The sequence below is a fragment of the Amycolatopsis jiangsuensis genome (assembly GCF_014204865.1).
Lineage (GTDB): Bacteria > Actinomycetota > Actinomycetes > Mycobacteriales > Pseudonocardiaceae > Amycolatopsis > Amycolatopsis jiangsuensis.
Genome location: NZ_JACHMG010000001.1, coordinates 7,761,506 through 7,783,010, shown reverse-complemented (window position 1 = coordinate 7,783,010; position 21,505 = coordinate 7,761,506). Strand labels below are relative to the sequence as shown.

The following is a 21,505-nucleotide window of genomic DNA, read 5'->3' as shown; positions in this document are numbered from 1 at the left end:
CAGCGCCTCACCGGTCCGTCCCGGCACTGACGGGTTCGAACTCGATCGGCAACGTACGCAGCCCGAGGTGGATGCCGCCCTGCGTCGTCCCCGACTCGGGAGTCGCCGCAAGCCCGATGCGCGGCAGCGCGCAGAGCTTCTCGACCAGGAGCACCAGTTCCTGCCGCGCGAGAGCCGCGCCCACGCACTGGTGCACGCCCCAGCCGAAGGCGAGGTGCCCACGTGCGCTGCGGCCGAGATCCACCCGATCGGGTTCGGCGAAGCGGCTGGAATCGTGATTGGCGGCGGCGAACGACAGTAGAACCCGTTCACCTTCGGGGATGGTCCGGCCGCCGATCTCGACCTCGCACGTCGTCACCCGGCCGAGCTGCTGAGCCGGTGACCGCACGCGCAGGCATTCCTCGACAAAGCCCGGAATGAGCTCCGGCTCCGCGCGCAGGAGATCTTGCAATGCCGGATCCGCCGCGAGCGTGTGAATCACGCCGCCGAGCGCGTTCGTGGTGGTCTCGTGGCCGGCGGTGGCGAAGGACTGCAGAACGCGCACGAGCTCGTCGTGCTCGATCGGGCGCCCGTCGACCTCGGCGTCGAGCAACCGGCTCAGCTCGTCGACCACGTCCCCGGAGCGGTGCCGTTCGATCTCGGCTTCGACCAGGTTCCGGATTTCAGCGCGTGCCTCGTGGAGACTCATCGTGGCGATCTTCGTCCACGACGCGGTCGTGAGCGCCGGCAGTTGCGCCACCGTCTGCTCGGAGAAGCCGATCACCTCGGTCAGCACACGCAGCGGGAGCAGCACCGCGATGTCGGCGATTGCGTCCCCACCACCCTGTGCGAAGAACGCGTCGACGAGTTCGTCGACGCAGCCACGCAGGAACGGGCGCAGCTCGCGGACCCGGTCGGGCGTCAGTGCTTGCGTGAAGAGGCGGCGGTACTCGGTGTGCACCGGCGGATCGGTATCGAGAGGAATCGACTGCCCGCCCCCGATGTTGGGCACCCGCACACCTTGCGCCGACGAAAAGGCCTCGGTATCTCGCGCTGCTTTCTTCACGTCGTCGTAGCGCGTCAGGACCCAGAACCCACCGTGCTGGTCGCTGTGGGCGACCGGGCAGGTGTCCCGCATCTTCTCGTAGCGGGACCACACGTTCTCGTAAGTGTTGCTGTGGTGGTCGAAATCGGTGAAATCACCAGGGGAAGCCATCGGAACGACACCTCGTTGTCTCGTCTGGCGTTGTCTCGTCGGGAGTTCAGGGGCCGGCTCAGGAACGCGCGCTCCACGACGCCGGTCCGTCCATCACGGTCTGGCTCAGCCCGCAGTCCACGTTGAGTGCTTGCCCTGTGACCGCGGCGGCGCCGGGCGACAGCAGGTACAGCACGGCGTCCGCAATGTTCTGCGGCTCGGGAATGGATCCGAGCAGGCTCTGCGCTTCGCGGCGGGCTACGGCTCCCGGTGACTGTGTCGAGACCAGCAGCGGGGTCTTCGTCGGCCCCGGATTGACCACGTTCACCCGGATCCCGTCGCGACCCCATTCGGCCGCGAGCTGGTGAGTCAGCGCGATGAGCGCAGCCTTGCTGGGACCGTAAGCGCCTCCACCGGGGTAGGCTGAGGTGCCGCTCAGCGACCCGATGTTCACCATGGCGCTCACAGGGCTCGCCGACAGCCGAGGGTGCACGGCCCGGGCCACGTTCAGCACCCCTTGCACATTCAGCTCGAACACCGCGGCCCAGTCGACGGGGTTGAGTTCCGCCACCGCGGCCGCGCGAAGCATTCCCGCGCAGTTCACCACCTTGTCGACGCGGGCCTCGGCCTCCACGAACGCACTGACCGCCGCCGCGTCGGTCACATCGAGCGTCGCGGCTCGTGCCTTGCCGCCGCGCTCCCCGGCCTCTGCGGCGGTGTCGGCTGCGAGGTCGGCGTCGACATCCGCGACGACGACCTCGCAGCCCGCGGCCGCGAGACTCAGGGACACCGAACGGCCGATCCCCCGGCCGCCACCTGTCACGACGCCGACCTGACCGGCGAACACACCGGTATCGAGCCAGCCGGACCGTCCGTCCATCGGTTCCTCCCTGCTCACGATTCTCCCTCGTTACGGCACGTGCTGATCGATGCGCGGGTGGGAGATCTCGCTTTCGTCCCTGCGCCGCTGCGCTTCGCCCGTGTACTTCGGGCCGACCGAGCGGAAGTCGTCGTCGGTCACCGCGGCGTAGGTGTAGCCGCCGTCCGCGTAGAGCACGGATCCGGTGACGAAGTCCGACCCCGGACCCGCCAGGAACAGGGCAGGCCCGACGAGGTCGTCCTCCCCCGCCAAGCGGCCGAGCGTCATCCGCCGCAGCCGCTCGTTGCGCTCCGCGTCGGTGTACACGGTACTGTCGGTGGCGCCACGGGCCAGGCCCATGCACCGCACGCCGTACGGCCCCAGTGCCTGCGCCACCGACCGGGTGAGCCCGTCGATACCGGCACGGGAAGCGCTCCACGGGATGGCACTTCCGGCGCCCAGCACACCCATGATGGACGTGACATTGATGATTTTGCCGTACCCGCGCCGCGACATCCGCTCACCGACGGACTGACAGGTCAGGAAGTAGCTCTTCAGGCCGACCGCGAGGCTGCGGTCCCACTCCTGCTCGGAGATGTCGAAGATCCTGCCGTGTCCGCCCCACTTGGCAGTATTGATCAAGATGTCGACGTCGCCGATCTCGGCTTCGGCCGTCTCGGCCATCTCGTCGGCCGCGACCGCGGACGTGAGGTCCCATGCCCCGTGTCCCACCTTGCCGGACGTGCGCTTCGCGAGCTCATCGGCGTTGCGGGCCAGGTACTCCGACGAGTCCTCCCAGTCCTGGATATAGACCGAAGCGCCTTCGTCGGCGAACGCCTCCGCCAGCACGCGGCCGAAACTGGCGCCGGCGTGGGTGACGAGGACACCCTTGCCCTCGAACTGTCCCATTTTTTTCCTCCTGTAACGAATCCGGCCGCAAAGACCGGTACGATCAGACTCTTCGACCGTAGGTAAAGGGTGATCAAGAGCCGACAGCGGTCGGGTCCACCGGATTGTTCCAGCGGCCCTTTTCGATGTTGGCGGGCTTTCCCTCGTATGGAGCAGTGATGAACTCGAACAAATGCCCGTCGACGATGTCGCGGATGTAGCACCCGCGACCGCCGTAGAAGCTGTTCACACCGGGGTCCTCGTAGAACATGTCCTCGTAGGGCTGCACGTCATGGCGGCGCAGGCCCTCCAAGAGCACGTCCATCGCCTGCTCGTCGATCAGGAAGCAAAGGTGCTGCGGCGTGATGTGGTCGTTCCAGGCCGAATCCTCGATGTTCATGAACTCGATGTCGGTCTGCCCGGTGCGCACCCTGATGAAGGGGCCCCAGGCGTTCGTCTCGAGACCCAGTAGCTCGGACAGAAAATTCGCGGCCTTCACCTTGTCCTTGGACAGAACAATGGTGTGGTTCAGAGATACTGACACGTCTCCTCCGAATCGACAATGGCGTCGGTGCGTTCGATCGTAAGCAGGCAACATCCACTTCGTCAACCGGTTGACTACCACGGTTTTGCGAGTACCGTGAGATTTCTCCCGCCCGGCGACCGGGCCGGGCCCACCACACCATCAACGAAGAGGGTGACTCGTGGCGTACTCAGTCGAAATCGACGACAAGACCTGCAACGGCTACGGGAACTGCGTCGTCGCCGCACCGGACGTCTTCGACCTCGATCCCGAGACGAACATCGCCGTGCTCCAGCCCGGGCACCCGACGGACGAAGACGACGAGGCCGTCGAAGAAGCCGAAGCCGACTGCCCGGTTCGCGCGATCATCCTCCACCACCGGTGACCACCGAAGACGTGGTGGTCGTCGGCGCATCGGTGGCCGGTGTCCGGTTCGCGCAGACCCTGCGACGGCGGGATTTCCGCGGGCGCATCCGGCTCATGGACGCGGATCCCGGGCTGCCCTACGACAAGCCACCCCTGTCCAAGGAGGTCCTCACCGCGAATGGCAGCGTCGAGCCGGCCTCGCTCGTGGAAGCAGATCAACTGGCGGCGCTGCGCATCGAACTGATTCGCGGATGCCACGCGCAAGCGCTGGACATCGCGGGCCGCACGCTGCGAACCTCGTACGGCACGCTGGCGTTCGGCACGGCGGTGATCGCGACTGGAGCAACGGCCAGACGGCTGGACCTGTTCACCGGAATGGCCGGGGTCCACTACCTGCGCTCACGCACAGATGCGGCGAGCCTGCGGCGCACACTGGAAACCACCCGGCGCCTCGTCGTGGTGGGCGGCGGGTTCATCGGCGGCGAAGTCGCTTCCAGCGCCCGCAAACGCGGGATCGACGTGACCATCGTCGAAGCTGCGCCACGGTTGTTCTCCCGGGTGCTGCCCGTCAAGGTCGCTGACGAAGCCGCCGCACTCCACCAGGCAAACGGCGTGGCACTGCGCTTCGGGACAACCGTGGTCGAAGCCCACGGCAAGGGCCGCGTGGAACATCTCGTCCTATCCGACGGGAGCACGCTCGACGCGGATGCCGTCGTGGTCGGCGTCGGTACGCACCCGGCCACCGGCTGGCTCACCGGGTCGGGACTGCACCTCGACGACGGGGTGGTCTGCGAGCCCGACCTCAGCGCCCGGGGCGCTGAGGGTGTCTTCGCGATCGGCGACGTGGCGCGATGGCACGATCTGGTGACCGGCAGCCACCACCGGCTCGAGCACTGGACCGCCGCACGCGAACAAGCCGCACTCGTGGCGTCCAACCTCGCGTCCGGCAGGAGAAAGCCCTTCAGCACCGTCGGCTACGTCTGGTCCGACCAGCACGGCGTCCACATCCAGCACGCCGGTGGCAGCGGTTCCCGCACCACCGTCGAACGAGCAGGCGGACGAGGCCGGCTCTTCCTCCATCACGACGAGACCGGACCGGTCGGCGCGACCGGTTTCGACGCCCAGCACGCGTTCACCGCCATCCGACTCAAGCTCGCCCAGCGGCTCGCCGCCGCGAACTGACCGCCTCCATCACCGAAGAGGGATCGACCATGTTCAGGCACGTCTTCCTGCTCACCGTCCAGCCGTCCGCCTCCCCCGCCGAGATCGAGCGGCTGATCACCGAACTGCGAGCGCTGCCCGAACGAATCAGCGAAATTCGGCGGTACGAAGTCGTGCCGGACGCCGGGTTTCAGGATGGCAACGCCGCTCTCATGCTCATCGCGGACTTCGATTCGTTCGGCGATTACGAGACTTATCGCGATCATCCCGAGCACCTCGGCCTGATCGCCGAGTGCGTGAAGCCCATCAGCGCCGGCTTCAGCCGCCTGCAGTTCCACCTGGACGACGAGCGTCCGCAACTGCCCTGACCGCGACGACGAAGGCAGCAACGGTGTTCACCACCTACGAATCACTTTACGTCGGCGGGGCCTGGGTCGCCCCATCCTCTCCGGGGATGATCAAAGTCACCTCCCCCAACACCGGCACCTTGATCGGCCGAGTTCCGGAGGCCGTCGAATCCGATGTGGACGCTGCGGTGGCGGCGGCCCGGCAAGCGTTCGACGACCCACTGGGCTGGTCGCGGTGGGAACCGGCCAAGCGCGCGGACGCGATCGAGCGCTTCTGCACTGCCCTTGACGCGCGTACTGACGAAATGGCGGTGCGAGTTTCGGCGCAGAACGGGATGCCGATCGCGATCTCGAGACGGGTCGAGGGCCATCTGCCCCAAGCCATGCTGCGCTACTACGCGGAGCTGCTGCGCACGGGACAGCTCGAGTTCGACAGCGAGCGTGCAGGCGCACTCGGCGGACGGATCAAGGTGTCCCGCCGGCCCGTCGGTGTCGTGGGCGCGATCATCCCGTGGAACGTGCCGCAGACGATCGGTGCACACAAGTACGGCCCCGCTCTTGCAATGGGCTGTACCCTCGTGATCAAGCCCAGTCCTGAAACCGTCCTCGATGCCCAGCTCTTCGCCGAAGCCGCCGACGAAGCGCAGCTACCACCGGGGGTGATCAACGTCGTCCCAGGTGGTCCGCGCACCGGCGCGTACCTCGTCACGCACCCCGGTGTGGACAAGATCGCCTTCACCGGTTCGGAAAAGGTCGGGCGGTGGGTCGCCGAAACAGCCGGGCGCATGCTGCGCCCCGTGACCGCAGAGCTTGGCGGCAAGGGCGCGGCGATCGTCTTGGACGACGTCGATCTCGCCGGTGACCTGGCCAGCTTCTACTACGCGACCTTGCTCAACAACGGCCAGTCCTGCTACCTCGGAACCCGCATCCTCGCGCCGGCCTTGCGCTACGACGAGATCGTCGGCACCGTCACGGACTTCGTCGGCTCCCTGGAAGTCGGCAGTTCGCTCGATCCCGCCACGCGTGTCGGGCCACTGGCGACCGCGCAGCAGCGCGACCGAGTCGAGCAGTACATCGCCAAGGGGATCGCGGAAGGCGCCCACCTGACCACTGGTGGCGGACGCCCGCGCGGTCAGGCGCAGGGCTGGTTCGTCGAGCCCACCGTTTTCGCCGACGTCGACAACCGCTCCACCATCGGCCAGGAAGAGATCTTCGGGCCGGTGCTGTCGATCATCCGCTACCGCGACATCGACGAAGCCGTCCGCATCGCCAACGACTCGCCTTTCGGCCTGGGCGGCACAGTCTGGAGCCCCGACGTCGAGCGTGCGGCCGCGGTCGCCGAACGAGTCGACACCGGCGTGATCGGGATCAACGGTTTCCTGCCGGATCCCGCCGGCCCCTTCAGCGGCACCAAGAACTCGGGCATCGGACGCGAACTCGGCCCCGAAGGTCTTGACGCGTACCAAATCTTGAAGACCACTTACCTCCCCCGCTGACCACATCGGCGGTCCGGGACAGCCATCCGCATGGGAACAGTCAGGAGTGAAGCATGTCCGCAACGGAGCGAAACATGTCCGGATCCGGCACGAACCGCCCCGACGTGATCGTCGTCGGCGCTGGTTCGGCGGGCGCCGTCGTCACGCGGCGGCTGCTCGACGCGGGTCTCGAGGTGACCGTGCTCGAAGCTGGCCCGGCCGACGCCAGCGAGGACATCCACGATCCGCTGCGAGCGATCAGCCTGTGGGGCAGCGAGTTCGACTGGGGTTACCGGACAGTTCCGCAGACTGCCGCGCGCGGCGTCGAACTGCTGCAGCCCCGCGGACGCACGCTCGGCGGCACCAGCGCACTCAACGGCATGATCTACGTGCGCGGCGTACCGTCGGACTACGACGGCTGGGCTGCCCGCGGCGCCTACGGCTGGATGTGGCAGGACGTCGAGCCGTACTTCCGGAAGCTCGAGAACTACGAAGGCGGCCCGGACGGCGGCCGCGGTGTCGGCGGGCCGTTGAACGTGCAGCCGCTGCCCGACCCGCAGCCGGTCGTCAAGGCGTTCGTGGAGGCGGCCCAGCAGGCGGGTTACCCGTACAACGAGGACTACAACAGCGACGCGGGCGTCAGCGACGGTGTCGCCTACTTCCAGACGACGATCCGCAACGGCCGGCGCGCCAGCACCTGGAACGAGTACGTCCGCCCGGTCGAGAACTCCGTCGGCCTGTCCGTACTGACCGGGGTGACCGTAAGCCGCGTGCTCGTCGAAGGCGGACGTGCCACCGGCGTGGAATACCTCGCCGACGGGACCGTGCATCAGGTCCGCGCTGATCGCGTGATCCTCTCCGCGGGTGTCTTCGGTACGCCGCAGATCCTGCAGTTGTCCGGAATCGGCGACGCGGACGAGCTGAAACCACTCGGCATCCCGGTGCACGCGGATCTTCCCGGGGTCGGCCGCAACCTCCAGGATCACGTGAGCGCGCCGGTCATCTATACGACGGCCGAGCCGATCACGCCGAAGGTACAGGGGCTCGAGGCGACGGTGTTCGGCCGAACACGGCCCGGGCTGGTCGCCCCCAACGTACAGCCGATGCTGCTGACCTACGTCTACCCGTTCCTCGACGGTGCATTGCCGGAGAACGGGTTCTCCATCAGCGGGCAGGTCCTGCGCCCGTTGAGCCGCGGCACCGTGCGGTTGCGCTCTTCAGACCCGGCCGTCGCTCCGCTGATCGACCCCAGGTACTTCTCCGAACCCGACGACTTCGAGGTTCTGGTCGACAACATCGTGCAGATCAGGGAGATCGGCGAGCAGCCTGCGCTGAAGGCGCTCCACCTCGGCGAAGCGCGGCCGGGACCCGCCGTGCGCACCCACGACGACGTGCGCGAGTTCGTGCGCGCCTCGACGGTCTCGGGCCACCACCAGGTCGGCACGGCCAAGATGGGGGTGGACAGCGGGTCCGTCGTCGACCCGACCCTGAAGGTGCATGGGGTCACGGGCCTGTGGGTGGCCGACGCGTCGGTCATGCCCACGTTGACCACCGGCAACACCAACGCGCCGACGATCATGATCGGCGAGCGCGCGGCCGACTTCGTGCTCGCCGATACAACCGCGGGCTGACCGGACCGGGCCGGCGCCACCTCTCCCGGGGCGTGCGGGTCGGCCCGGTGGCCTGCCCTCGCGCTCACTCGCCCCGTTCGGCCGCGACCTTCTCCCGCACGAGCGGGGCGACTTCACGGCCGAAGACCATCAGGTCCTCGGGATCGTCGGACATGAGCACGAAGCCGGAGATCCCGTGGACGAGGGCGACGTCGGTGATCTGCTCAGCCCACTGGCCCGGCGGACCGGCGAAAAGCCCCTCCGAAGCCCGGGTGAAGCGGCCGCCGATGTTGAGGATTCGATCGAGCTCCGCCGGATCGCGTCCCGCCGCGGCGGCACCTTCGTCGATGCGCCTGCTCATCGGCGTGAGGGAAGCGAGCCCATCCGGGAGGTAGGTGAGCGAGGGTAGCCATCCGTTGGCGAGCCGCCCGGTCAGGCCCAGCATTCGCGGCTTGTAGGCGCCGACGCGGATCGGGATCGGGTGCGCGGGGGCGGGCCCGCGCTTCGCGCCGCGCACCTCGTGGATCGTGCCGTCGAACCGCAACCCGCCGGGTTCGTCCACGGCCCAGAGGCCACGCATCACCGGGATGGCCTCCTCGACCGAGCGCGCCGCCTCGCGGGGACTGAGCCGGCGCGCGCCCATGGCGACGATCCCGTCCCAGAACGCGCCCGCACCGAGACCGACCTCGACTCGCCCGTCGCTGAGCCGGTCGAGGCTCGCCGCCGCCCGCGCGAGCACCGCTGGTGGGCGAAGCGGGAGGCTGAGCACGTTGCCACTGATGCGGATCCGCTCGGTGCGGGCGGCTACGTAGGTCATCAGTGTCCACGTGTCGTGGAAGCTAGGCTGATAGGGGTGGTCCTGGAAGCTGACGAGGTCGAGCCCGGCCTGCTCCGACACCACGGCCAAGTCCACCGCGCGCTGCGGCGGCGAAGCGGCGGGAGTCAGGAAACTGCCGAACGTCAGGTCATGTCCGTAATCGGTCATCGTGCGCCTCTCCTGGAGCTGCTGTTCGGTGCGAGCGAGAAGTTGTCGTCGAAGACGCCGTCGCGGTCGTATTCCGCTTTGAGAGCGCGCAGGCGCGCGAGCGTGGGTGCCGGCCATGCGTCAGTGATGCGCCCGGGCCGGAGACTGCTGTCGAAGCTGAGGTAGAGCCCCTCGAAAAAGGGTTCCAGCTCGCTCCACAGGGTGTCGACAACGTCGTCGTCCCGGCCCATTACCACCACGGAGAAATTCGCTGCACGGTTGGCGTAGGCCGTCGCGTCGGCGGGGACATCGGACACGGCACCGCCCACCGAGCGGATCTGGAACCAGTGGATCCCACCGCTGTACAGCACCCGGGTCGCCGCGGCGGCGAACTCCGGTGTGATGTGCCGCAGCAAGCCACTGCGCGACACCGGCTCGCCGCGGGACTGCACCGGCTCCCCCGCGTTGGCCATCAGCGCCGCGTAGGACGTCATGGTCGCCTCCTGAGCGTACAGCGGGGCCAGCTCCGCCAGCGGCTGCAGCCGCGCGACCACGGTGTCCGGGTCGGCCGAGTCCACCACGGTCCGGCTCAGCGCGTAGGGCGGTTGACCCGGCCGGAACGGGACGACGATGAGAAAGCTCGTGAGGTCGCGCGGAGAGTCCTCCACGAACCGGCCCCAATCCTGGAGGAACCGCGGCGGGTCGTCCGTGCCGTGCGTCAGCTCGGCGTATCCGATCGGCCCGACCTCGTCGACTTCGAACTCGAATGACGTGACGATGCCGAAATTCGCGCCCGCGCCGCGCACGGCCCAGAACAGGTCGGTGTTCTCCGTGTCGCTCGCACGCACCACCGAACCGTCGGCGAGCACCATCTCGACCGCGCGGACGTGGTCGATCGTGAGACCGTGTTCGCGCGCGAGGTAGCCGATCCCGCCAGCGGTGGCGAGCCCGCCGACGCCGACCCCGCCGTAGTCCCCGGAACTCAGGGCCCAGCCGTGCGGGTGCAGTGCCGCGGCCACGTCCATCCAGCGCGCACCCGGCCCGATGCGGACCCGGCGGGTCGATTCATCGAGTATCTCGATCGAGTTCATCAGCGAGACGTCGATGACGATCCCGCCGTCGTTGGTCGAGCGGCCGGAGATCCCGTGACCGGCGCTGCGCCGGGACAGCGGCAGCGCGGGGTGCCGTCGCGCGAACGCGAGAGCGGCCACGACCTGGTCGGTGGTGGCCGCGCGCAGCACCAGGCCGGGCGCCCCACCCCGCAGGTACCCGGAACCGAAGCGGCTGTAGCCGAAGTCCCCCGGCTCCAGTGCGGCGGCCAGCTCGTCAGGCACGTGGTCGTAGTCGATACCCGCACGACGCAAGGCCAGCGCCGAGGACTTGCGGATGGGACGACCGGCGGCTCCATGTGGTAGGGCCGAATCGACGGCCGCACGCAACGACGGAATCACATCCTCGGCGAACTTCGTGACCGTCGCCACGTCGGCGGTTCCGAGCACCACGGTGCCTACCCCGTGCTCGACCACGAGTGGCAGCAAGTCCTGCACCCAGTCCGCGGCTCGGCCGGTGAACTCCCCGTCCCGTTCCCCGAAGTGGCCTTCGACGGTAATAATCCGCCGAATCTCACCAGGGGCCCGGCCTGCCGCGCATGCGGCGCCGTCGACGACGCGATTGCCGTCCGCGAGTGCATCGACACCGACATAACGCGAGGACCACCCGTCGGCCTTGCGCCCGGCAAGCTCGAGCACCGGCTTCTGCGCACCTTTGATCGAGATCGGCACATCGTGTATCGGGGCTGCCTTGCGCGCGCCGGCGACGTGGTGGAACCTTCCGCCCGCTCGCGCCAGCCCCCGCTCACCGACGTTCCATAGTGCGTGCACGATGTCGAGCGTCTCGTCGACCTCCCCGGCGGCCTCGGCGGACGTGGCACGCGCATCCGCTTCGACCGCGAGTTCCGCGCGGCCGCCGGAAAGACGATCGAGAGTGGCCACCGTCCGGGCGAGCATTGACGGTTCCGGCCCGGACATGGGTACCTCGGCGTGGACCCGGATCGTGCTGGTACGCGCAGCCACCCAGCCGGCCAGGGTCAGACCATGGAGTCCGGGCGCGTCCGACGCGCCGCTGACCATGACGAGGTCGTAACCGAGTTTTTCGGCGACTGCCGCGTCTTCGGGCGCCCGGTCACCGGCGCCCAGGAGTAATCCGAACTCGAGGGAATGCTCGTAGTTCATCTCGTCCCCCGCGCGTCACGCTCCGAGAAGCTGTTCATGATCCCAGCATCGCGCCGCCTCGCGAGTCCGGCAAAGGTGAGGTACGATACTTACCTTTGGTAAGTGACTGCTGGTAGATTCGAGGGGTGAGCGACGAACACGCCGGGCAGCAGGAGCCGTCGACCGTCCGGGCCATGCCCGGATTCGAACACATCGACGAGGAGCTGTGCCGCAGCTTCCGGGACTCCGCCGAACTCGTCGGTCGCAAGTGGACCGCGGGAATCCTGCTCGCCGGGATCCTCGGTGCGCGCCGCTTCGTCGAGTACCGCGCACACGTCGAAGGAATCTCCGACCGGCTGCTCGCCCAGCGCATGCGTGAACTCGAGGCCGAGGGACTCCTCGATCGCCACGTCACCCCGACCACACCCGTCCTCGTCACCTACCTGCCGAGCGAGCGGGCCGTCGGACTCATGCGCGCGCTCCACCCGTTGGTGAAGTGGAGCATCGCGGACCGGCGGTGCGAGTCGAAAGCAAGGCCGGCCGCGACTTGACGGCGCCGCCACATCAGGCGGTCCGCACGAGCTTCCAGTTGACGAACTCACCGATGCCGAGGTGCGAGAGCTCACGGCCGTACCCGGAGCGCTTGACGCCTCCCCACGGGAGATTCGGCGCCGTATCCACCATGTGGTTGATGAATACCATGCCAGAGTCCACCGCCGCGCCCACCCGCTCCGCTCGTGCGACGTCGGCCGAGATCACCGAACAGCCCAGCCCGTAGTCCGATGCGTTGGCCAGCGCGATGGCCTCCTCGTCGTTGCTCACTTCGAACACCATCGCCACCGGAGCGAAAAGCTCTTGGCCGAAAACAGGATTGTCCGGGGTGACTCCGCCCAGCAGGGTCGGTTCGATGAAATAGCCCTTCCGCTCGATCCGGCAGCCGCCGCCGAGCACCGTGGCGCCGTGGGAGACGGCGAGATCGATCTGCTCCCGGATATGGTTCAGTGCCCCTTCGCTCACGAGCGGCCCGACTCCCGTGCCGGGATCCATCGGGTCGCCCGGGACCATGGCCTCGAACTCACTCGACACTCGCTCCGTGAACTGCTGGTACAAGCTCGTGTGGACGATGAATCGCTTCGAACCACCGCACGCCTGTCCCGTGTTCATCGTGCGAGTATCCACCGCCAGGCGTACGGCGAGGTCGAGATCGGCGTCGTCGAGCACGATGAAGGGGTCGCTGCCGCCGAGCTCGAGAGTGACCTTCTTGAGCGCGCTGGCCGCGATCGCGCCGACCGCCTCGCCGGCCCGCTCACTGCCGGTGAGAGAAACCGCCCGCACCCGGTCATCTCGGATCACCGACGCGGCCTGGTCGTTCGATAGGAAAACGTTGGTGTACAAGCCCTCCGGTGCACCCGCGTCGACGAAGAGCCGTTCGAATGCGAGCGCACACTGCGGCACGTTCGGCGCGTGCTTCATCACCACCGTGTTGCCGGCCATGAGGATCGGCACCGACACCCGCGCCAGCTGGATGTAGGGAAAGTTCCACGGCTCGATGCAAAAGATCACCCCGAGCGGGCGGGCGTCGAGCCGGGCCGAGCCGTCGGGCACCTCGAGATCCCGGGAGGTGAGGATGGCCCCCGACTCGGCGGCGAAGTACCGGAACATCGCAACGCACGCCTGCACCTCATACAAGGCCTCGGGATACCGCTTGCCCATTTCCGTCGTCGCGAGCCGGGCGAGCTCCTCCGCGCGTTCCGCCATCAGCTCGCCGACGGCGGCGATCACCGCGCCCCGGTCATCGAAGGACCGGCCCGCCCAGTCACCGCGGTACGCCCGCTCGGCGCCCGCAAGGAGATCCTCGACCTGCGCGTCGGTGTGCTCGGGGTACTCGGCGAGCAGTTCTTCCGTAAAGGGGTTCACCGATCGGTAGGACATCGTCATTCCTCGCAATTCGTGGCGGCTGGGAAGCACGGGCGCTCGCGACCCCCGACGCCCGGGACGAGACCTTCTCCTCCGGCTGCCGCGGGCATCGCTGCCTTACGGTGCTCCCCAATTTAGAACGACATCACGATGTAGTCAACCTGTTGACTACATCGTTCGACGCGACAGCCGTTTCGGCGACATTTCAGATCTCGCGTCAACGCCAGGTCAAGGCTGGCGGCCGTAGCGTTCTTCCTCGACGTCCGCACCCGCGAGCTCCTGGCTCCAGCTCAGGAGGATGTTCAGGCGTTCCTCGGACGGCGACCCGACGTCGGCGGTATAGGTCGAAACGAACTGGCCGGCCGAATCGGCGATGTTCAGCGTCTCGTAGTTGAGCGTCATCACTCCCACGGTCGGGTGGTAGAGCCGCTTTTTGCCGTGACCGTGCTTGAACAGCCGATAGTCCGCCCAGTAGCGCGCGAACTCGTCGGAGGCCACCGACAGCTCGCCGACGAGCCGTTCCAGGGCCTCGTCGGGACGGAGTGGGTCGCGATTGGCCCTCAGCGCGGCGACGGTCGAAGTCGCGACCTCCTCCCAGTCGGGGTATCGCTCCCTCGTCGAGCGGTCGAGAAACAACCAGCGCGCGACGTTGCGATCTTCCGGTGCCATCGTGGCGAAGTCTGCCAGCAGGACCGACGCGGACCGGTTCCACGCGAGGATATCCATGCGCGGCCCCTGCAGCAGAGCCGGAACCGGGTCGACGGCCTCCACCAGCGCCCGCACCGAATCCCGCACGCGCGTCTTGATCGGACGGCTGCGCCGCGGCTTCGCCGGTCCGGAGCTGACGAGACCACGCAGATGCTCGCGCTCCAGCGGATCGAGACGCAACGCGTCCTCGATCGCGGTGAGGACCTGGTCGGAAACGTTCCCGATGCGCCCCTGCTCCAGCCGCGCGTAATAGTCCACGCTCACCCCCGCGAGCGCTGCGACCTCCTCGCGCCGCAGCCCCGGGCGTCGCCGCGGGACCGGGGAAGCCCGCAAACCCACCGACTCGGGTTCGATCTGCGCGCGGCGCGAGACAAGGAACTCGCGCAAGGGGTTCGACGAGGTCATGTCTTCGATTCTCCACGGTGCCCGGCGATTTCGCTCGTCCTAACGCGTACTCCGAGTACCAGTTACACGGGTGCGTGCTATCCCGTTCCACTCGGCCGTTCGCGCTGGTCTCATGGAGAGGAAGCCGAAACCGACCTGGAGGGAAATTCCCATGGCTGAGAACCTCACCGGCACCGTCGCGCTCGTCACCGGTGCCTCGAGCGGCATCGGCCGCGCGACCGTTCGCCGCCTCACCGACGCGGGTGCCGCCGTCGCACTGGCGGCACGCCGGGCCGACCGCCTCGAAGAGCTGGCCGCCGAGGTCCGAGCCGAGGGCGGAACGGCGATCGTGATCGCCGCCGACCTCACCGACGCGTCCGCCGCGACTCAGGCAATCGAGCGCACCGTCAGCGAGCTCGGCCGCCTGGACACGCTGGTCAACGCCGCTGGCCTGATGCTGAACGGCCCCTCGGACGAGTCGCCACTGGACGAGTGGGACCGCATGATCGACATCAATCTGCGTGGCCTGCTCTACATCACCAAGGCGGCGCTGCCCCACCTGCTGACCGCCGCACAGGACAGCCCGCGCCAAGTGACCGACGTCGTCAACATCTCCTCGGTCGCCGGCCGCTTCGCCGCGCCGACTGTCGCGGTCTACAACGCCACGAAGTTCGCCGTAACCGCCGCCACCGAAGCGTGGCGCCAGGAATACACGACTCGCAACATCCGGTTCTCCGTGATCGAGCCCGGCCGCACCGAGAGCGAGCTGTTCGACCAGAAAGACAATTCCGATTCGGACTTCACCGCCGCGTTCGGCAAGGTTGAAGCGCTCCACGCCGAAGACATCGCCGACGCCATCGGATACATCGTCACCAACCCGCGCCGGGTCGCCGTCAACGAGATCGTGATCCGCCCGACCGACCAGCCGTGACCGTGACCGGGTGTGCCTGCCCGTTCCGCACGGCTCGGCACACCCGGTCCGGCTGATACCTCAACGTCACTACTACTTTCACCACCCGACAGCCGCCACTGTTGCAGCAGCAGAAGGACCGATCCTGCGCACAATCCGTGGAGTTCTCCCGGTCCACCGGGAACGGCCCGTCTTCGACGGTCGGCACCCCGACAGCCCCTGGCCGCCAAAGACGGACTCCCCGTAGCCCGGCGGCACGTTAGCCGCCGGCGCGGGCGTGCCGATCGACCTCTGATGGTCCGGAACGAAGCGAACTCCTTCCCGGATGGGAGCCACTCGAAACTGGGCGCGGACCGTGGCGATGTGGAACCTTGCGCTCGACGGGCAGCACGGACCGTTGCTCGGCAACTGCGAAAACTGAACGGGTATCGCGAAGGTCTACGACGGCACCATCACCTACCACGCCGAGTACTACGTGCTCGGTCACCTGAGCAAGTTCGTGAAGCCGGGCGCGGTGCGCATCGACTCCCCGGAGGGCGGTAAATGCCTCGACGTCACCGGCAACGGCACGGCGGACCGCATCGTAGTGCAGCTGCGGACTGCTTCGGCGCCCTCAACCACCGGCGCAGACGGTTCCTCCTCAACGCCGGCACACCAAGCACCTGGGCATGAAGGACCGCGGCGCGACCAACCGGCACCAAGGTCCAGACCTGGACCTGCACCGTCCCGGTGCCACCCGCTCAGTCACGCCACGAACAAATCGACCTGTATTGGCGCTCCCGGAACGACTTCATATCGCGAGAAGTCGTCGACACCCGACGCTCGCAAGACATCTTCGTCGATCAGAAACTCCCCGGAACGCTTCGCCGCCGGCGACGTGACGATCTCGTAGGCTGCATCGGCCATGATCTCCTCGGTGCGGCACCCGGCCGCACCGATGTCGAACATCGCGGACGCGGCGGTGTAGATCATCGTCCTGGGCCACAACGCGTTGACGGCTACGCCGTTGTCGGCCAGCTCGGCGGCGAGGCCGGCGACGGTCATGCTCATCGCATACTTCGACATCGTGTACGCCGTCCTGCCGGCGAACCACCCCGGCGACAGGTCGATGGGCGGGGACAACGTCACGATGTGCGGGTTGTCCGAGTGGCGCAAGTACGGGATGCACTGCTGCGACACCAGGAACGTGCCGCGGACGTTGATGTCGAAAACCAGGTCGAACCGTTTGACCGGAGTGGATTCGACGTCTCCGAGGAACACTGCGCTGGCGTTGTTGACGAGAACGTCGATCCCGCCAAACCGCTCGGCCGCCGCTGCGACCGCATCCGCCACCCGGTCGCTGTCACGCACGTCGACCGCCAGCGGGAGCGCCTGACCGCCCGCCTCCTCGATCTCGGCCGCGACGGTGTGGATGGTGCCGCTGAGTGTCGGGTGAGGTTCGGCGGTCTTCGCTGCCAGGACGACGTTCGCGCCGTCACGCGCAGCCCGCAGGGCGATTGCGCGGCCGATGCCGCGGGATCCGCCGGTAATGAAGACCGTGCGGTCCTTCAAGCTGCTCATCGTGCTTCCCCGGTTCCGGCGGGCCGCTCCGCCAAGTAGGCGTCGCGAAGCGCGAATTTCTGAACCTTGCCCGAAGCGGTTTGCGGAAGCTGCGTGACGACCTGCCAGACTCGCGGAACCTTGTATGACGCCAGCCGAGAGCGCGACAGCGCTTCCAACTCCGCCTTGTCGAGGTCGACTCCGGGGCGGAGCTGGACGAAAGCGGCCACGGTCTCACCCCAGTGTTCGTCTGGCAGTCCGACAACGGCCACGTTCTCGACCGCCGGATGCTCGTACAGGACGTCTTCGACCTCGCGGGGGTAGATGTTCTCCCCACCGCGGATGATGAGGTCCTTGATCCGACCGCTGACCCGGAGGTAACCGTGCTCGTCCATCGAGCCCACGTCACCGGTGTGCAGCCAGCCGTCCGGGTCGATCGCCCGGGCCGTGGCCTCCTCGTCGTCGAAGTACCCAAGCATCACGCACCGCCCCCGCGTGCATATTTCGCCGGGGCCGCCGATCTGCGTGACTTCACCGGTGGCCTGGTCGGCGATCTTGACCTCGACTCCGGGAAGCGGGCGCCCGATGGTCTCGAACCACAAGGGGTGCGGATCGTCGGGCACCGTGTGCGTGATGTAGGGCGAGGACTCGGTCTGCCCGAACCCGATCAGCACTTCGACGCCGACGTCGCGCTGCGCTCGGCGAACGATCTCGGTCGGAACCGGTGCCCCGCCGAGGGCCGTCAGCCTCCATGTGGAGACATCACGGGGGCGTTCGCGTTGCGCGTCGAGGATGCGGATCAGCATCGTCGGCACCGACAGCATCACGGTGCCACTGTGTCGCTCGAACAAGTCGAGCATCACATCGGCGTCGAACGCCCGCGGAAGGACCTGGCACCCGCCGGTCTGCAACGCGCCCAGTGTGGCGAGTCCGCACCCGGCGGTGTGGAACAGCGGCATCGGGTTGATCCACGTGTCGTCGCGCCCGGCACCGATGGTTTCGGCGAAAACCCGGCCGTTGAGCGCCAATCCGTCGTGCGCGAGGAGAGCACCCTTGGGAAATCCGGTGGTGCCGGACGTGTACTGGATCTGCGCCGGGTCGCGAGGGTCGACTCGCGGCAGTTCGCGTGGACCGTCCGCGGCCATCATCGCGAACTCCTGCCAGTCGTCCAGTGAGACGATGGCGCGCAGCGTTGGCAGCTCGGCATTCACCCGCTTCGCGACTGCGAGCAGGTCGCGTGACCGTACCGATGGCTCGACGAAAAGTCCGTCCGCTCGGGATTGGCCCAGCACATAAGCGACTTCGCTGTCCTTGTAGGCCGGGTTGACCGTGACGAGAGTGAGGCCGGCGAGTGCCGCGCCGAACTGGAGCAGGATCCACTCCGGCCGGTTGGTCGACCACACGGCGACGCGCTCGCCGGGAGAAAACCTCGCCAGCAAGGCGCGTGCGACGTTCGCCGCGTCCTCGGCGAGCTCGGCGTAGGTCCACATCCGGGCGTCGTTCGAGCCGTCGCCGCTCACGCCCTCGACCAGGGCGGGGGAATCCGAATAGCGCGTCGCGGCATCGAGCAGCGCGACCCCGATCGTGGTCGGGGCGATCCGCACGCCGGAACTGTCCGTACGAATCGACTGCGTTGGTGAAAGCGTCATCGGCTTCCTTCGAAGTGCCGGGCAGAGGGTTCATGCACATTAGACCCTCCGATTCGGAGGGTTGTCAACGGACGGCTGTCTCCTGCGGAAGGGCGCCGCCTTGCCTGCCGGTTCCTTCGCCATCAAGGACAATGACCGGCATGGCTGCCGACGAGATACGCTTGAGCCCGACCTCCTACGTCGTCCTCGGGCTCATCCACCTCCGCGGTGCGTCGACGCCGTACGAGCTGGAGGCGGCCGTGCAGAAGTCCGTCGAGTTCTTCTGGAAGTTCCCGCATTCCCAGCTGTACCGCGAACCGGCCCGCCTGGCCGCGTCCGGGCACCTGGACGTCGAGGAAGAGGCCGGTGGACGGCGGCGGAAGTTCTTCACGCTCACCTCACTGGGACGAAGTGCGCTGCAGACCTGGCTCGCCAAGCCCGTGGACGATGTGTTCGAGATGCGGGACGAAGCCGTCCTTCGCTTGTTCTTCAGCGACTCCCTGCCACCGTCGGCGCTCGTCGAGCTGGCCGAACGCGAAATCTCACTCTACGAGCGGCGACTCGAGCGCTACCGGCAGATCGCGGCCCACGAACTGCCCCGGCACGGACACGACCGCCGGATGGCGCCGCTGCGCCTCGGCGTGAAACTGGCCGAAGCGTTCCGCGAGTTCTGGGAAGAGATCTCCCTGGATCCTCCACCTCCGAGCCCACCGCCCGACCGGCGGAATTGAAGTGACTGAAACGCCTCGCGCAGGTCCGCCGTTGTGGTCACAGCACCCTGTGGAGAAGTTCGACGATGGCGTGGGCCTCGTCGACCGGAATCAGGTTGGTCGGTTTTGTGAAGTCGGCGAGAGCGTCCCGCGCGACGCCCGGCAGGTCCGAATCGGGCGCACCGTAATCACTCAACCGCTTCCTGATCCCAGACGGGTGACGAGGTCCTGAAGCCACTGCACGACCACGCCGTCGGCCTCGTCGTCGGTCAAGCATTCGGTATCGATGCCCACCGCGGCGGCGAGCAGCCGTTGCCGACGGGCTGTCGCGGGGCGGTCGTAGCCATGATCTCGGGCAGCACAATTGCCAGCACGCGCCGTGCGGAAGCGCGCAGCGTGCGAGAGCCGTCCCAACAGACCCACGGCCGGGCGCAGGATTCCGAGCCGGGCGGAGCAGTGCCCGCCTTCGCCCGCGAAGGCCAAGGCGGGCCGCACCCCAACTCGCGCTGCGGACGTCGTCCCTATCACCAGTTACTTGCGGGCCGCGACAAGGAGGCCGGCGACCTCCGACAGGTCACGACCGACCCAGTCCGGTCGGGGGCCCAACGGACTCGGAACGGCGCCTGCCCGCGCAACGAAGGCAGCGCGCGCCCCGGCGGCGAGCGCGCCTGAGACGTCCCAGGCGTGTGCAGCGACGAGGCAAGTCTCTTCGATACCCACACCGCACCGCTGCGCGACCATCCGATACGGCTCGGCCGCAGGCTTGAGGACGCGCACCTCGCCGGCGGAGAAGACCGCTTCGAAGAACGACGTCAGGCCGGCGTGGTCGAGCTGCCGGCCGGCGACGTCGGGAGCGGAGTTCGTCAGCGCGACCAGCCGGAACCCCGCCGTCCCGAGCCGCCCGAGCACAGCGCCGACCTCGGGGTGTGGCGGCAGCAAGCGCATGGCATCCACCACTCGGTCCGGTGCCGACGCCGGGAGCGCCCGACCGGCCCGCGCCGCGGTCATGTGCAGCGCAGCCCGTTGACAAGCGGTGAAGTCGGCGTACCGGCCGGTCAGCCCACCGACGAACGCCAGCTGCAGGGCCGACCCGAACCAGGCCCCCCGCAACTCAGCGTCACCGACTAGCTCCTCGAACAACGGGTCGAGAACGCCGAGATCCAGCAGGGTCTCGTTGACGTCGAACGCCAGTACAGGTGGCGCTGCACCGTCAGACATCGCGCAGGTGCTCGACGAACCAGTCCACCGCGTGCCCGGAGGCCACTTCGAAACCGGGCCCACTGTAGGAATCGAAGTGCCCGCCCTCGACCAGTGCGAGCCGTTTGGGGTGCAGTGCGGTCTCGTACGCGCGAATCGCCTGCTGGCCGTCGGCGAGGCGATCGCGGGGCGCGACGACCATGAGCAACGGTGTCGGGGAGACGAGCGGGAGCCACGCGCCGGGCAGGTAACCGCGGAAGTACTCCATCGACAGCAGGGTGACCTCGTTGCGCCAGCTCGGGGCCCGTTCCGCCGCGGTCTCCGTGAACCACCGGTAGGTCTCCGGCGTGGGCAGCGCGGCTTCGCCGTCGGGTTCGTTGGTGGCCACCGGGATCGTGGTCGCCTCCTTGCCCGCGAACCGGGCCGCGTGCTCCGCGGCGAACAGCTCGTCGATGTGCGCCCAGCGGTCGATGCGGACGAGCTGTTGGAAGGCTGCGGCCCCGGACACGGGCATGAGCTGGGAGACCACAGCCTTGACCCGGCGGTCGGTCGCGGCGACCACGATCGCGTGTGCCCCGCCGTAGCTGGAGCCCCACAGGCCGACGCGCTCCGGGTCGACCTCGTGGCGACTCTGGGCGTAGGTGATCGCGTGCTGCATGAAGCGGATCTGCTGCCATGGATCGATTTCCTGACGTGGGTAGCCGGGTACGGCGTCACTTGCCCCGAAGCCGGGGTGGTCGTAAAGCACGCAGGCCAGCCCCGCGGCCTGGAACGCCTCGGCGTAGTGGTCTAGCCACATCTCCTTGACAGCCGACAGGCCGTGCTGCGCCACTACGCACGCCGTCGGCCCGTCCGTACCCGCCGCGGGATAGAACCACCCGCGGATGGTGGTGCCCTCCACCGTGAACTCGATGTCCTCGCGCGTCATTGCACAA

At 67.9% G+C, this 21,505-nt stretch carries 22 protein-coding genes; 8 read left to right on the top strand and 14 right to left on the bottom strand.

Translation table 11 applies throughout. The annotated features are described in order from the left end of the window. Positions 1-7 precede the first annotated feature (7 nt). The 4 genes from BJY18_RS34900 to BJY18_RS34885 form a co-directional block, all read right to left on the bottom strand. Complete coding sequence (locus BJY18_RS34900) at positions 8-1,195, bottom strand: cytochrome P450 (RefSeq protein ID WP_184784088.1); 1,188 nt, start codon at positions 1,193-1,195, stop codon at positions 8-10. A 58-nt stretch (positions 1,196-1,253) separates the two neighbouring features. Next, positions 1,254-2,072: an SDR family NAD(P)-dependent oxidoreductase gene (locus BJY18_RS34895; protein WP_184784087.1), complete on the bottom strand. Its 819-nt coding sequence runs from the start codon at positions 2,070-2,072 to the stop codon at positions 1,254-1,256. Between the two features lie 12 nt (positions 2,073-2,084). Continuing rightward, complete coding sequence (locus tag BJY18_RS34890; protein ID WP_184784086.1) at positions 2,085-2,942, bottom strand: SDR family NAD(P)-dependent oxidoreductase; 858 nt, start codon at positions 2,940-2,942, stop codon at positions 2,085-2,087. Between the two features lie 73 nt (positions 2,943-3,015). Continuing rightward, entirely contained in the window at positions 3,016-3,465 is a 450-nt protein-coding gene (locus BJY18_RS34885; RefSeq protein ID WP_184784085.1) for a VOC family protein, read from the bottom strand. A gap of 160 nt (positions 3,466-3,625) precedes the next feature. Here BJY18_RS34885 and BJY18_RS34880 point away from each other — a divergent pair, with 160 nt between their 5' ends. The 5 genes from BJY18_RS34880 (at position 3,626) to BJY18_RS34860 (ending at position 8,424) form a co-directional block, all read left to right on the top strand. Further along, entirely contained in the window at positions 3,626-3,829 is a 204-nt protein-coding gene (locus tag BJY18_RS34880; RefSeq protein ID WP_184784084.1) for a ferredoxin, read from the top strand. Further along, positions 3,826-4,992: an NAD(P)/FAD-dependent oxidoreductase gene (locus tag BJY18_RS34875; protein ID WP_184784083.1), complete on the top strand. Its 1,167-nt coding sequence runs from the start codon at positions 3,826-3,828 to the stop codon at positions 4,990-4,992. Before BJY18_RS34880 ends, BJY18_RS34875 begins: the two co-directional genes overlap by 4 nt. Before the next feature lie 29 nt (positions 4,993-5,021). After that, complete coding sequence (locus tag BJY18_RS34870; RefSeq protein WP_184784082.1) at positions 5,022-5,339, top strand: Dabb family protein; 318 nt, start codon at positions 5,022-5,024, stop codon at positions 5,337-5,339. Beyond that, positions 5,264-6,814 (top strand): aldehyde dehydrogenase, encoded by a 1,551-nt coding sequence (locus BJY18_RS34865; RefSeq protein WP_312874067.1) that lies wholly within the window; start codon positions 5,264-5,266, stop codon positions 6,812-6,814. Before BJY18_RS34870 ends, BJY18_RS34865 begins: the two co-directional genes overlap by 76 nt. 74 nt (positions 6,815-6,888) lie before the next feature. Then, the gene (locus tag BJY18_RS34860; protein WP_184784081.1) at positions 6,889-8,424 is read left to right on the top strand and encodes a GMC family oxidoreductase; all 1,536 of its coding nucleotides are present in this window, start codon (positions 6,889-6,891) and stop codon (positions 8,422-8,424) included. A gap of 64 nt (positions 8,425-8,488) precedes the next feature. On the opposite strand, the gene BJY18_RS34855 is transcribed toward BJY18_RS34860, so the two are convergent. After that, on the bottom strand, positions 8,489-9,388 hold the full coding sequence (locus tag BJY18_RS34855) for an LLM class flavin-dependent oxidoreductase (RefSeq protein WP_184784080.1): 900 nt from the start codon (positions 9,386-9,388) through the stop codon (positions 8,489-8,491). Continuing rightward, the gene (locus tag BJY18_RS34850; protein ID WP_184784079.1) at positions 9,385-11,598 is read right to left on the bottom strand and encodes an LLM class flavin-dependent oxidoreductase; all 2,214 of its coding nucleotides are present in this window, start codon (positions 11,596-11,598) and stop codon (positions 9,385-9,387) included. Before BJY18_RS34850 ends, BJY18_RS34855 begins: the two co-directional genes overlap by 4 nt. A gap of 125 nt (positions 11,599-11,723) precedes the next feature. On the opposite strand from BJY18_RS34850, the gene BJY18_RS34845 reads away from it, so the two are divergent. Continuing rightward, entirely contained in the window at positions 11,724-12,128 is a 405-nt protein-coding gene (locus BJY18_RS34845; RefSeq protein ID WP_221458121.1) for a winged helix-turn-helix transcriptional regulator, read from the top strand. A 13-nt stretch (positions 12,129-12,141) separates the two neighbouring features. Here the strand turns inward: BJY18_RS34845 and BJY18_RS34840 are convergent, their stop codons facing one another. Together BJY18_RS34840 and BJY18_RS34835 are read right to left on the bottom strand one after the other, a co-directional pair. After that, the gene (locus BJY18_RS34840) at positions 12,142-13,545 is read right to left on the bottom strand and encodes an NAD-dependent succinate-semialdehyde dehydrogenase (protein ID WP_221458119.1); all 1,404 of its coding nucleotides are present in this window, start codon (positions 13,543-13,545) and stop codon (positions 12,142-12,144) included. 177 nt (positions 13,546-13,722) lie between these two features. Beyond that, complete coding sequence (locus tag BJY18_RS34835; RefSeq protein WP_184784078.1) at positions 13,723-14,607, bottom strand: helix-turn-helix transcriptional regulator; 885 nt, start codon at positions 14,605-14,607, stop codon at positions 13,723-13,725. Between the two features lie 151 nt (positions 14,608-14,758). Between BJY18_RS34835 and BJY18_RS34830 the strand changes: the two genes are divergently transcribed. Beyond that, complete coding sequence (locus BJY18_RS34830; protein WP_184784077.1) at positions 14,759-15,517, top strand: SDR family NAD(P)-dependent oxidoreductase; 759 nt, start codon at positions 14,759-14,761, stop codon at positions 15,515-15,517. A 723-nt stretch (positions 15,518-16,240) separates the two neighbouring features. On the opposite strand, the gene BJY18_RS34825 is transcribed toward BJY18_RS34830, so the two are convergent. Together BJY18_RS34825 and BJY18_RS34820 are read right to left on the bottom strand one after the other, a co-directional pair. Further along, positions 16,241-17,056 carry an SDR family oxidoreductase gene (locus BJY18_RS34825; protein WP_184784076.1) on the bottom strand — a complete coding sequence of 272 codons (816 nt, stop codon included), beginning with the start codon at positions 17,054-17,056 and terminating at the stop codon, positions 16,241-16,243. After that, a complete protein-coding gene (locus tag BJY18_RS34820; protein ID WP_184784075.1) occupies positions 17,053-18,684 on the bottom strand; it encodes an AMP-binding protein in 1,632 nt (543 codons plus the stop codon). The genes BJY18_RS34825 and BJY18_RS34820 overlap by 4 nt, the downstream gene beginning before the upstream one ends. A gap of 140 nt (positions 18,685-18,824) precedes the next feature. Between BJY18_RS34820 and BJY18_RS34815 the strand changes: the two genes are divergently transcribed. After that, a complete protein-coding gene (locus tag BJY18_RS34815; RefSeq protein ID WP_221458117.1) occupies positions 18,825-19,394 on the top strand; it encodes a PadR family transcriptional regulator in 570 nt (189 codons plus the stop codon). Between the two features lie 37 nt (positions 19,395-19,431). Here the strand turns inward: BJY18_RS34815 and BJY18_RS34810 are convergent, their stop codons facing one another. From BJY18_RS34810 to BJY18_RS34795, 4 genes are read right to left on the bottom strand one after another with little or no spacing between them, the layout of a single operon-like run. Beyond that, positions 19,432-19,569 carry a hypothetical protein gene (locus BJY18_RS34810; RefSeq protein ID WP_184784073.1) on the bottom strand — a complete coding sequence of 46 codons (138 nt, stop codon included), beginning with the start codon at positions 19,567-19,569 and terminating at the stop codon, positions 19,432-19,434. Then, the gene (locus BJY18_RS34805) at positions 19,566-19,856 is read right to left on the bottom strand and encodes a hypothetical protein (RefSeq protein ID WP_184784072.1); all 291 of its coding nucleotides are present in this window, start codon (positions 19,854-19,856) and stop codon (positions 19,566-19,568) included. The genes BJY18_RS34810 and BJY18_RS34805 overlap by 4 nt, the downstream gene beginning before the upstream one ends. Before the next feature lie 48 nt (positions 19,857-19,904). Then, positions 19,905-20,591 (bottom strand): haloacid dehalogenase type II, encoded by a 687-nt coding sequence (locus BJY18_RS34800; RefSeq protein WP_184784071.1) that lies wholly within the window; start codon positions 20,589-20,591, stop codon positions 19,905-19,907. Beyond that, a complete protein-coding gene (locus BJY18_RS34795) occupies positions 20,584-21,498 on the bottom strand; it encodes an alpha/beta hydrolase (protein ID WP_184784070.1) in 915 nt (304 codons plus the stop codon). The genes BJY18_RS34800 and BJY18_RS34795 overlap by 8 nt, the downstream gene beginning before the upstream one ends. Positions 21,499-21,505 lie beyond the last annotated feature (7 nt).

What these genes read in the sequence shown, in the direction of transcription:
- BJY18_RS34900 (WP_184784088.1), bottom strand. Translation starts at nt 1,195, where the DNA reads ATGGCTTCCCCTGGTGATTTCACCGATTTCGACCACCACAGCAACACT.
- BJY18_RS34890 (WP_184784086.1), bottom strand. Translation starts at nt 2,942, where the DNA reads ATGGGACAGTTCGAGGGCAAGGGTGTCCTCGTCACCCACGCCGGCGCC.
- BJY18_RS34870 (WP_184784082.1), top strand. Translation starts at nt 5,022, where the DNA reads ATGTTCAGGCACGTCTTCCTGCTCACCGTCCAGCCGTCCGCCTCCCCC.
- BJY18_RS34860 (WP_184784081.1), top strand. Translation starts at nt 6,889, where the DNA reads ATGTCCGGATCCGGCACGAACCGCCCCGACGTGATCGTCGTCGGCGCT.
- BJY18_RS34855 (WP_184784080.1), bottom strand. Translation starts at nt 9,388, where the DNA reads ATGACCGATTACGGACATGACCTGACGTTCGGCAGTTTCCTGACTCCC.
- BJY18_RS34850 (WP_184784079.1), bottom strand. Translation starts at nt 11,598, where the DNA reads ATGAACTACGAGCATTCCCTCGAGTTCGGATTACTCCTGGGCGCCGGT.
- BJY18_RS34835 (WP_184784078.1), bottom strand. Translation starts at nt 14,607, where the DNA reads ATGACCTCGTCGAACCCCTTGCGCGAGTTCCTTGTCTCGCGCCGCGCG.
- BJY18_RS34830 (WP_184784077.1), top strand. Translation starts at nt 14,759, where the DNA reads ATGGCTGAGAACCTCACCGGCACCGTCGCGCTCGTCACCGGTGCCTCG.
- BJY18_RS34825 (WP_184784076.1), bottom strand. Translation starts at nt 17,056, where the DNA reads ATGAGCAGCTTGAAGGACCGCACGGTCTTCATTACCGGCGGATCCCGC.
- BJY18_RS34820 (WP_184784075.1), bottom strand. Translation starts at nt 18,684, where the DNA reads ATGACGCTTTCACCAACGCAGTCGATTCGTACGGACAGTTCCGGCGTG.
- BJY18_RS34815 (WP_221458117.1), top strand. Translation starts at nt 18,825, where the DNA reads ATGGCTGCCGACGAGATACGCTTGAGCCCGACCTCCTACGTCGTCCTC.
- BJY18_RS34800 (WP_184784071.1), bottom strand. Translation starts at nt 20,591, where the DNA reads ATGTCTGACGGTGCAGCGCCACCTGTACTGGCGTTCGACGTCAACGAG.
- BJY18_RS34795 (WP_184784070.1), bottom strand. Translation starts at nt 21,498, where the DNA reads ATGACGCGCGAGGACATCGAGTTCACGGTGGAGGGCACCACCATCCGC.